This is a genomic window from Rhodococcus aetherivorans, from assembly GCF_011058165.1.
In the GTDB taxonomy this organism is placed as follows: Bacteria; Actinomycetota; Actinomycetes; order Mycobacteriales; family Mycobacteriaceae; genus Rhodococcus; species Rhodococcus aetherivorans.
This window is the reverse complement of sequence record NZ_JAALEG010000134.1, coordinates 1-10433: the sequence shown is the minus strand read 5'-3', so window position 1 is coordinate 10433 and position 10433 is coordinate 1. Positions and strand designations below refer to the sequence as shown.

General features: G+C 70.0%; 9 protein-coding genes and 1 pseudogene. 6 read left to right on the top strand and 4 right to left on the bottom strand.

Annotated elements, in window-relative coordinates; translation table 11 throughout:
• The first annotated feature begins 386 nt into the window (after positions 1-386).
• From G6039_RS28695 to G6039_RS28680, 4 genes are all read left to right on the top strand, one after another.
• Positions 387-986, top strand: a complete 600-nt coding sequence (locus G6039_RS28695) for a rhodanese-like domain-containing protein (RefSeq protein WP_006930562.1) — start codon at positions 387-389, stop codon at positions 984-986.
• 2 nt (positions 987-988) lie between these two features.
• Entirely contained in the window at positions 989-1867 is an 879-nt protein-coding gene (locus tag G6039_RS28690) for a sulfite exporter TauE/SafE family protein (protein ID WP_006930561.1), read from the top strand.
• A gap of 166 nt (positions 1868-2033) precedes the next feature.
• Positions 2034-3407: a wax ester/triacylglycerol synthase domain-containing protein gene (locus G6039_RS28685; protein WP_029543084.1), complete on the top strand. Its 1374-nt coding sequence runs from the start codon at positions 2034-2036 to the stop codon at positions 3405-3407.
• A gap of 50 nt (positions 3408-3457) precedes the next feature.
• Complete coding sequence (locus G6039_RS28680) at positions 3458-4237, top strand: hypothetical protein (RefSeq protein WP_043797120.1); 780 nt, start codon at positions 3458-3460, stop codon at positions 4235-4237.
• Here the strand turns inward: G6039_RS28680 and G6039_RS28675 are convergent.
• From G6039_RS28675 to G6039_RS28665, 3 genes are all read right to left on the bottom strand, one after another.
• Positions 4234-5031, bottom strand: coding sequence for an Fpg/Nei family DNA glycosylase (locus G6039_RS28675; protein ID WP_006930558.1), 798 nt, complete (start codon positions 5029-5031; stop codon positions 4234-4236). The genes G6039_RS28680 and G6039_RS28675 overlap by 4 nt on opposite strands.
• Positions 5032-5051: 20 nt before the next feature.
• Complete coding sequence (locus G6039_RS28670) at positions 5052-5531, bottom strand: ribose-5-phosphate isomerase (protein ID WP_029543077.1); 480 nt, start codon at positions 5529-5531, stop codon at positions 5052-5054.
• An 84-nt stretch (positions 5532-5615) separates the two neighbouring features.
• The gene (locus tag G6039_RS28665) at positions 5616-6236 is read right to left on the bottom strand and encodes a mycothiol-dependent nitroreductase Rv2466c family protein (protein ID WP_006930555.1); all 621 of its coding nucleotides are present in this window, start codon (positions 6234-6236) and stop codon (positions 5616-5618) included.
• 139 nt (positions 6237-6375) lie between these two features.
• Here G6039_RS28665 and G6039_RS28660 point away from each other — a divergent pair, with 139 nt between their 5' ends.
• Both G6039_RS28660 and pepN read left to right on the top strand, forming a co-directional pair.
• The gene (locus tag G6039_RS28660) at positions 6376-7620 is read left to right on the top strand and encodes an NAD(P)/FAD-dependent oxidoreductase (protein WP_006930554.1); all 1245 of its coding nucleotides are present in this window, start codon (positions 6376-6378) and stop codon (positions 7618-7620) included.
• A 62-nt stretch (positions 7621-7682) separates the two neighbouring features.
• Entirely contained in the window at positions 7683-10265 is a 2583-nt protein-coding gene (pepN, locus tag G6039_RS28655; protein WP_006930553.1) for an aminopeptidase N, read from the top strand.
• Positions 10266-10314: 49 nt separating this feature from the next.
• Here the strand turns inward: pepN and G6039_RS31535 are convergent.
• Positions 10315-10433: pseudogene (locus G6039_RS31535) on the bottom strand (IS30 family transposase); the annotation flags it as partial.

Sequence of the window (10433 nt, the reverse complement as noted above, 5' to 3'; positions counted from 1 at the left end):
CGGCGTCGTCGAGGTACTCGGTGACATCGCGGCGCGGATCGACCACCACCGCCCGGCCGGTGCCCTCGTCACCGATCAGGTACGACGCGTGCGACAGGCACTCGATGTAGTACTGCTCGAGAATCATTCGGATCTCCCTCTCCTCGGTCACCAAGACCGGTGGCGTTCTGCGTTGACCCATCCTGACATATACCCCCCTGGGTATGTCAAGTACCCCCTGGGGTATACCGGCGAAGCACGTCGCACCGCCGCCACGACCCCGCCGGCACGCCTTGCACATACCCCCTCCCGTATGCTTATCATTGCTGCGGACATACCCCCCGGGGTTTATGCACGAAGCCCGATCGCACACCCCGCGATCACGACCACCGATCCGAAAGGCCCCCATGACCGAGCCGAGTCCCGCCACCCTCGATCCCACCGCCCTGCGCGAGCTCCTCGACTCCGGCAAGAACGTCCGCGTCGTGGACGTCCGCACGCCCGGCGAGTTCGAGTCCGTGCACATTCCCGGCGCCTACAACGTCCCCCTGGACCTGCTGCGCGAGCACCGCGACGAGTTCCTCGCCCACCTCGACGAGAACGTCGTCCTCGTGTGCCGGTCGGGCCAGCGCGCCACCCAGGCCGAGGAGACTCTCCGCACCGCCGGGCTGTTCAACGTGCACATCCTCGAGGGCGGCATGATGGGCTGGGAAGCCAAGGGCTTCACCGTCAACCGCGGCACCGAGCGATGGGACCTCGAACGCCAGGTCCGCCTCGTCGCCGGCTCCATCGTGCTGACCTCCGTCCTCGGCAGCATCGCGGTACCCAAGCTCAAGTGGCTCGCCGCCGGCGTCGGCGGCGGCCTGAGCTTCGCCGCGCTCTCCAACACCTGCGCGATGGGCATGGTGCTCTCCAAGCTGCCCTACAACCGCGGCGCCTCGTGTGATCCGCAGACCATCGTCGCCCAGCTGGTCGACTCGAAGACCGCTACGGCCGAAAGGAACTGATCATGATCGCGCTGACCGTTGCGCTGGCGGTCCTCGTCGGCGTCACCCTCGGATTGCTCGGCGGCGGAGGTTCGATCCTCACCGTCCCGCTGCTGGCGTACGTCGCGGGCATGGATGCCAAGGAAGCCATCGCCACCTCGCTGCTCGTCGTCGGCGTCACCAGCGCGGTCGGCGCGATCTCCCACGCGCGGGCAGGCCGCGTCCAGTGGCGCACCGGCATCCTGTTCGGCCTGGCCGGCATGGCCGGTGCCTACGCCGGCGGCCTGCTCTCGCGTTTCATCCCCGGCAGCATCCTGCTGCTCGCCTTCGCCGCGATGATGATCGCCACCGCCATCGCCATGCTCCGCGGCCGCAAGAACAAGACCACGGGCCCGGACGGCACCCACTCCATGCCGGTCGGCAAGATCCTGCTCGACGGCGTGGTCGTCGGCCTGGTCACCGGCCTCGTCGGCGCCGGGGGCGGCTTCCTGGTCGTGCCGGCCCTGGCCCTGCTCGGCGGCCTGCCCATGCCCATCGCCGTCGGCACCTCGCTGATCGTGATCGCCATGAAGTCGTTCGCCGGCCTCGGCGGCTACCTGTCCACGGTGCAGATCGACTGGCGCCTGGCGGCAATGGTCACCGGCGCCGCCGTCGTCGGCAGCCTCATCGGGGGCCGCCTGACCGCCATGGTCGACCCGGACGCGCTGCGCAAGGGCTTCGGCTGGTTCGTCCTGATCATGTCCTCGGTCATCCTCGCCCAGGAGATCCACCCCCTCGTCGGCATCACCGCGGCGGCACTCACCCTCCTCGCCGCCGGCACCACCTACGCCTGCAGCCGCAGCGACCGCTGCCCTCTGCAGCGGCTCGGACGACGGACGGAAGCCGCCACCTCGGCCGCCTGACGGACTCACAACCCGGACGAAAGTCACTATCGGCATCACGGCCCGGCGCCTAGAGTTCGGAGTATCCGCTCCGGATTCCCGCGCCGGGCCGTGATGCCGTCCCGGTTCGAGGTGCGGCCGGAGCGAAACCCGACTGTCGCGGCGGCCCGTGTGAGAAGTTACCGAGATGAGCAACGCATCCGACCGCCACATGCAGCAGACGGACTACCTCACCTGGAGCATGGAGAAGGATCCCGCGCTCCGGTCGACGATCGTGGCCGTCGTCCTGCTCGACGCCTCACCCGACTGGGACCGTCTGTGCGAGATGATGGACCGCGGCACCCGGGAGGTGCCCAGCTTCCGGCATCGCGTGGTCGAGGTGCCGTTCGGTCTTGCGCCGCCGCGATGGGTCGCGGATGCGAACTTCGACCTGTCCTGGCACATGCGCCGGGTCTCCCTTCCCGGGCCGGCGAACTTCGACGACGTCCTCGAGTTCGCCCGGACCACGGCCATGGCCGCGTTCGACAAGGACCGGCCGCTGTGGGAGATGACGGTGGTCGACGGACTCGCCGGCGGTCAGGCCGCGCTGCTGATCAAAGTGCACCACGCCCTCACCGACGGAATCGGCGGTATGCAGATCACCGCGCGGCTGGTCGACTTCGACCGCGACGGCACGCCCCGCGATCCGGCCCCGGAACCGCCCGCCCCGGAATCACCGGACAGCCTGGACCTGGCCGCCGAGGCGATCGGCTGGGACTGGTCCCAGCTCCGCGGACTCGCGGGCCGCGGGCTGGCCTCGATCTGGCCGACCACCCGGGCGGTGGTCACCAACCCGATCGGTTCCGCCCGCAACGCCGCGGGGGTTGCGGCGTCCGTCGCCCGCTACCTGCGCCCGATCCTGCGGCTCGAATCCCCGGTTATGACGGAACGCACCCTCAGCCGCCGGCTCCACGTGATCGACGTCCCGCTCGACCGGCTGCGCGACGCCGCCCACCGCGGCGGCGCCACCCTCAACAGCGCCTTCCTGACCGCCGTCCTCGTCGGCCTGGCCGAATACCACCACCGCCACGGATCCGACGTCGACGAGCTGCGGGTCACGATGCCGCTGAGCATCCGCACCGATCAGGACACCCTCGGCGGCAACCGGATCAACCTCGCGCGTTTCCCGCTTCCCGTGCGCTCCGACGACCCCCTCACGCTCATGCAGGAGGTGAACAGGATCGTCGAAGGCTGGCGCCACGAGCCGGCGGTGCCGATGGCGCAGACCCTCGCCACCCCCCTCAATCTGCTCCCCCCGGCCGTCGTCGGCGAGATGCTCAAGCACGTCGACTTCCTCGCCTCCAACGTGCCGGGTTCCCCGGTGGCGCTGTACGTCGCCGGCGCGAAGGTGGAACGGTACTACGCCTTCGGCCCCACCCTCGGCTCGGCGTTCAACGTCACCCTGATGTCGTATCTGCACACGTGCTGCGTCGGGTTCACCCTCGACACGGGGGCGATCCCCGACCTCGAGGTGTTCGACGACTGCATGCGCGACGGATTCCACGCCGTCCTCGAAGCCTGACCCGCCGGTAGGCTGGACGGTGACCGTCCAGTCCGCCGGAAGGGACCGCCGTGGAACTCCTGCTGATCGTCGCCGTCCTCGTCGCCGTCGTGTTCCTGGTGTCCGCGGCGCAGCGGAAGAAGTCGGGGCGTGGCGCCCACGAACTCGACGACGCGAAGGCCGACGCCCGGCAGGCCATCGAGCGGCTCGGCGGCCAGATCTACAACCTCACCGGCACCGACACCGCCTCCAAGCAGGCCCTCGCCGATGCGTCCGAGCGCTACAACGCCGCCGGCTCACAGATCGAGCAGTCCCGCACACCGGTGCAGGCACGGCTGGCCAAGCAGACCGCTCTCGAGGGGCTGTACTACATCCGGGCCGCCCGCCTCGCGATGGGCATGGACCCCGGTCCCGATATCCCCACGCTCGAGGGCCAGCAGACGGCCGGCCGCGTGACCGAGAACCGCGAGATCGACTTCGAGGGACGCACGGTGGCAGCCTCACCGGCCCCCTCGTCGCGCACCCCGAACTACTTCCCGGGCGGGCGCGTCGCGGGCCGGCCCGTGCCGGCGGGCTGGTACTCGGAGCCGTGGTGGAAGCCCGCCCTCGTCGCCGGGGCGTGGGGCGTCGGATCGATGCTGCTGTTCTCGGCTATGTTCTCCGGCATGGCCGGGGTGCCGTACGACGCGCAGGCCTTCGAGCAGGGCTTCGACTCCGGATACGACCAGGGTCTCGAGGCCGGCCAGGACGGCGGGGACTACGGCGACGCCGGCGGTGGTGACTACGGCGGTGGTGACTACGGCGGGAGCGATTTCGGGGCCGGCGGGGACTTCGGCGGGTTCGACTTCTAGCCCACCTGGCAGGCGGGGCACCAGAACAGGTTGCGGCCCTGCATGACCGAGTGCAGCACCGGCGTGGTGCACAACCGGCACGGCTCACCCGCACGCCGGTAGACGTAGGTCCGGGGACGGCCCTTGGCGTAAGCCGGTGCGCCGTGGTCATGTTCGCGCCGCACGACGTGGATCGCGCCGCGTCGCACCCCCGTCCGCATCAGAACGACGAGATCGTCCCAGACGGCGTCGAACTCGGCTCTGGTGAGATCACGGCCGGGGCGCTGCGGATGGATGCCGTGCCGGAACAGGACCTCCGCGCGGTAGATGTTGCCCACCCCCGAGATCACGGACTGGTCCATGAGCAACGAGCCGATAGCGCTGCGGGACTTGGTGATTCGCGTCCACGCCCGTTCGGGTTCGGCGTCCCGCCGCAGCGGGTCGGGACCGATCCGCGCGGCGATCGCCTGCACCTCGCCCGGGGTGAGGACCTCGCACGCGGTCGGACCGCGCAGGTCGGTGCCGAACTCGGCGCCGACCATGCGCATCCGTACCTGACCGACCGGATCCGTCAGCGGAACCGGCGCCTCGGTGAACGAGCCGTACAGACCCAGGTGCACGTGCACCGTCAGGCCGTTGTCGTAGTGGTGCCACAGGTGCTTGCCCAGCGCCTCGGCGCGGAGCAGCACCCGGCCGTCGACGAGCGCCGCGTCGTCGGCGAAGCGGCCCTGCGGGCTCGACACCCGCACCGAGGCACCCGCGAAACGTCGCTGGTGCAGCCGGGCGAGCCGGTGCAGGGCTGGTCCCTCCGGCACGGTGGATCAGGCTCCGTTCGTCAGGCCGGCGCGCCGGGAACTTCCGGGGCCACGCCGGTCTTCTCGTACTCGCTCAGGATGTCGATGCGCCGCTGATGCCGTTCCTCCCCCGACCACGGGGTGGCGACGAACGCATCGACGATGGCGAGGGCCTCCTCCAGGCTGTGCATGCGACCACCGATGCCGATGAGCTGCGCGTTGTTGTGCTCACGGGCCAGCTTGGCGGTCTCCACGCTCCAGGCGAGGGCACAGCGGGCGCCCGGCACCTTGTTCGCGGCGATCTGCTCACCGTTGCCGCTGCCGCCGAGGACGATGCCGAGACTGCCCTCGTCCGCGACGACGCGGCGAGCGGCCTCGATGCAGAATGCCGGGTAGTCGTCGAGGGCGTCGTACTCGTACGCGCCGCAGTCGACGGCCTCGTGGCCGTTGGCAGTGAGATGTTCGATGATCTGGTTCTTACGTTCGAAGCCGGCGTGGTCGGCACCCAGGTAAACGCGCATGCGTCAGATAGTAGGCAGCGCTGCTGCCGGTGCGTCCTTTGGGCGGCAGCAACCGCCCAAAGGACGCACCGGCGCCGCAGGCGCCTACTCGAAGCTCGGGTCCTCGGTGCGCGTGCGCTTGAGTTCGAAGAAGTGGGGATAGGACGCCATGGCCACCACCCCGTCCCAGATCCGGCCGGCGTCCTCGCCGCGCGGGATCCGTGAGAGCACCGGACCGAAGAACGCCACGCCGTTGACGTGGATGGTCGGCGTGCCGACGTCCGGGCCGACCGCATCCATGCCGGCGGCGTGGCTGGCGCGCAGCGCCTCGTCGTAGGCGTCGGTGTCGGCGGCCTGCGCCAGGTGCGGATCCAGGCCCAGGTCCGCGAGGGACTTGGCGATCACCGCCGGGAAGTCCTTGTTGCCCTCGTTGTGGATCTGGGTGCCCATTGCCGTGTACAGCGGCTCGAGGATCTCGTCGCCGTACTTCTGCGCCGCGGCGATCGCCACCCGCACCGGACCCCACGCCCGCGTCATCAGTTCGCGGTAGACCTCGGGCAGGTCGTCCTTGCCCTCGTTGAGCACGGCCAGGCTCATGACGTGGAACTTCGCCTCGATGTCGCGGACCTGCGCCACCTCCAGAATCCAGCGCGAGGTGATCCAGCACCACGGGCACAACGGGTCGAACCAGAAGTCGGCGGTGTCCTTCGAAATCGGGTCGCTCACGGGGTCTCCTCGCTGCAGAAAATCGGACTACGGTCCGATTCAACGTCGGCCGTCGCCCAATTCTTCCCGAACCGCCGGTTCCCGCGCCGTCGCCGACGTACCGTCGAGGAACCGGTGCCGCACGGAACGGGGATGCGCGATGTCCAACGAGAAACTCTTCGTCATCGTCGGCGGCGGGCTCGCCGGGGCCAAGACGGCCGAGCAGTTGCGCGCCCGCGACTTCCCCGGCCGGATCCTCCTCCTGTGCGAGGAGGAACACCTTCCCTACGAGCGACCACCACTGTCGAAGGACTACTTCGCCGGCAAGAAGCAGCTTGCGGAGTTCACCGTGCAGCACGGTGACTGGTACCGCGACCACCGGGTCGAGGTCGAACTCGGCGTCACCGTCACCGCGCTCGATCCTGCCGCCCACACGGTCACGCTGCCCGACGGTTCCACCGTGCGCTACGACAAGCTCGCCCTCGCGACCGGTTCGCGCTCGCGGCGCATCCCGCTGCCGGGCGTCGACGCCGCGGGCGTGCACATGTTGCGCACCGTCGAGCAGTCCGACGCGCTGCTTGCCGCCGTCCGCCGCGAGGCGGGGCCGGCGGCGCACCTGGCGATCGTCGGTGCCGGCTGGATCGGTCTCGAGATCGCCGCCGGCGCGCGCGGGCACGGCGCGGACGTCACCGTCGTCGAGGCAGCCCCCCAGCCCCTGTCCGCCGCGCTCGGTGAGCAGATGGGAGCCGTCTTCGCGAAGCTGCACCGCGATCACGGCGTGGACCTGCGCACCTCGACGACGGTGTCGGAGATCCTCACCGCCGAGAACCGCGCGAGCGGGCTTCGTCTCGGCGACGGCACCGAGATCCGGGCCGACGCGGTCCTCCTCGCGGTGGGCGCAGCGCCCAACGTCGAACTGGCCCGCGACGCCGGACTGGCGACGGAGGACGGCGGAGTGCTGGTCGATGCGTCCCTGGCCACCAGCGATCCGGACATCGTCGCGGTCGGTGACATCGCCGCCGCCGAGCATCCGCTGCTCCGGACCCGGATCCGGGTCGAGCACTGGGCGAACGCGCTCCACCAGCCCGACGTCGCGGCCGCCACCATGCTGGGCCGGCCCGCCTCCTACGACCGTCTGCCGTACTTCTTCACCGACCAGTACGACCTCGGCATGGAGTACGTCGGGCACGCACCCGGCGACGCGCGGGTGATCACGCGCGGCGACGTCGACTCCCGGCAGTTCCTCGCGTTCTGGCTCGACGCGGCCGGGCGGGTCTGCGCCGGGATGAACGTCAACATCTGGGACGCGGGTGACGACATCCGCGCGCTGATCTCCTCCGGCGAATCCGTCGACCCCCACCGGCTCTCCGATCCGGAGGTGCCACTCGCGGAGGTCGCCGGGTGAACCGGTCCCTCACATGATGGGATGGCAGGCGAGTCGCATCCCGTCGTGAGAAGGAGTTTTCCGTGGCACCACCGAATCTGACCCGCGAGCAGGCGGCCGAGCGGTCCGCGGTCCTGACCGTCGACAACTACCGCATCGAACTCGACCTGACCGACGGCGCGGGCGCTCCGGGAACCACCACGTTCCGTTCGACCACCACCGTCACGTTCGACGCCACGGAGGGCGCGTCGACCTTCGTCGACCTGATCGCACAGACCGTGCACTCGGCCACCCTCAACGGCAAGCCCGTCGACGTCTCCGGATACACCGAGGAGAGCGGGATCGCGCTGAGCGGATTGGCCGCGCGCAACGAACTGACCGTCGAGGCGGACTGCCTCTACACCAACACCGGCGAGGGCCTGCACCGCTTCGTCGATCCCACCGACGGCGCGGTCTACCTGTACTCGCAGTTCGAGACGGCCGACGCCAAGCGGATGTTCGCGTGCTTCGACCAGCCGGACCTGAAAGCCAGGTTCGACATCTCGGTGAGCGCGCCCGCCGACTGGAAGGTGATCTCCAATGCCGCGACGGTGAACACCGTCGCCGCCGACCCCGGACGGCACGTCTTCCGCACCACGCCCCGGATGAGCACCTACCTCGTGGCGCTGATCGCCGGACCGTATACCGAGTGGACCGACACCTACAGCGACGCGCACGGCACCATCCCGCTCGGCATCTACTGCCGTGCCTCCCTGGCCGAGTTCATGGACGCCGAGCGGTTGTTCACCGAGACCAAGCAGGGCTTCGGGTTCTACCACGAGAACTTCGGCATGCCCTACGCGTTCGGGAAGTACGACCAGCTGTTCGTTCCCGAGTTCAACGCCGGCGCGATGGAGAACGCCGGCGCGGTGACCTTCCTCGAGGACTACGTGTTCCGCTCCAAGGTCACCCGCTACTCGTACGAGCGTCGCGCCGAGACGGTGCTGCACGAGATGGCACACATGTGGTTCGGCGACCTGGTGACCATGCGCTGGTGGGACGACCTGTGGCTCAACGAGTCGTTCGCGACCTTCGCCTCGGTGCTGTGCCAGTCGCGTGCCACCGAGTACACGAACGCGTGGACCACGTTCGCGAACGTCGAGAAGTCGTGGGCCTACCGCCAGGATCAGCTCCCCTCGACCCACCCGATCGCCGCGGACATCCCCGACCTCGCGGCGGTGGAGGTCAACTTCGACGGCATCACCTACGCCAAGGGCGCGTCCGTGCTCAAGCAGCTCGTCGCCTACGTCGGCGAGGAACCGTTCCTCGCGGGGCTGCGGGACTACTTCCGTGAGCACGCGTTCGCCAATGCCACGTTCGACGACCTGCTGGCGGCCCTCGAGAAGTCGTCGGGCCGGGACCTGTCGGGGTGGGGCGCGCAGTGGCTCAAGACCACCGGGCTGAACATCCTGCGCCCCGATTTCGACGTCGACGACGACGGGCGGTTCACCCGCTTCGCGGTGATCCAGGAGGGCGCCGACCCCGGCGCCGGGGAACGCCGGGTGCACCGGCTCGCGATCGGGGTGTACGACGACGACGGTTCGGGCAAGCTGCTCCGCACACATCGCGTCGAGATCGACCTCGACGCCACCGAGCGCACCGAGGTGCCGGAGCTCGTCGGCGTCGGCCGCGGCAAGCTGGTGCTCGTCAACGACGACGACCTCACGTACTGCTCCGTGCGGCTCGATCCCCAGTCGCTCGAGGTGCTGATGGACCGGATCGGCGACATCGCCGAGCCGCTGCCGCGCACCCTGGCATGGTCTGCCGCATGGGAGATGACCCGGCAGGCCGAGCTGAAGGCCCGCGACTTCGTGGCGCTGGTCCAGCGCGGCGTCGCGACCGAGACGGAGGTCGGCGTGGTACAGCGGCTGCTGATGCAGGCGCACACCGCCCTCGGCAGCTACGCCGATCCCGGCTGGGCGGCCGAGCGAGGCTGGAACGACTACGCGAACCGGCTGCTGGAACTGGCCCGCGAGGCGCAGCCGGGCTCGGACCATCAGCTCGCGTTCGTCAACGCGTTGACCACGGCCCGGCTCGCGCCGTGGCACACCGAGGTGCTCGGGGAACTGCTCGGCGCCGAGCCTTCCAGCGTCGGGCTGGCCGGACTGGTCGTCGACACGGATCTGCGGTGGCGGATCGTGCAGGCGCTGGCCGCGGCCGGGGAGATCGACGCGGAGGGCGTGGAGTCGCCGTTCATCGACGCCGAGGCCGAGCGGGATCCGACGGCCGCCGGTGCACGACAGGCGGCCACCGCGCGGGCGGCGCGCCCGCAGGAGGCCGTCAAGGAACAGGTGTGGGACACGGTGGTGGGCGACGACTCGATCCCGAACATCACCGCCCGCGCGATCATCGGCGGCTTCGCTCCGGCCGGCCAGTCGGAGCTGCTCGAGCCCTTCGTCGCGCGGTACTTCGCCGACGCTCCGGGCGTGTGGGAGCGCCGCTCCAGCGAGGTCGCGCAGACCGTCGTCGTGGGCCTGTACCCGTCGTGGTCGATCAGTGAGGCCTCCGTCGCCGCGGCCGACGAGTTCCTCGCCGGTGAGCATCCGCCCGCGCTGCGCCGGCTGATCAGCGAGGGACGCGCGGGGATCGTCCGGTCGCTGAAGGCGCGGGCGTTCGACGCGTCCTAGCCGCAACACGCGTGTGGCCGAATGTCACATCGTGTCGATCCGGGCGGTTTCAGGCGGCCGATGCGACAAGCTCGGTGAACGCTTCGGTTGGCGTGCGCCAGCGTAGCGTCTGCCGGGGGCGGCCGTTGAACTCGTCCTGGACCTGCTGCAGGTCCTCGGGCGTGTACA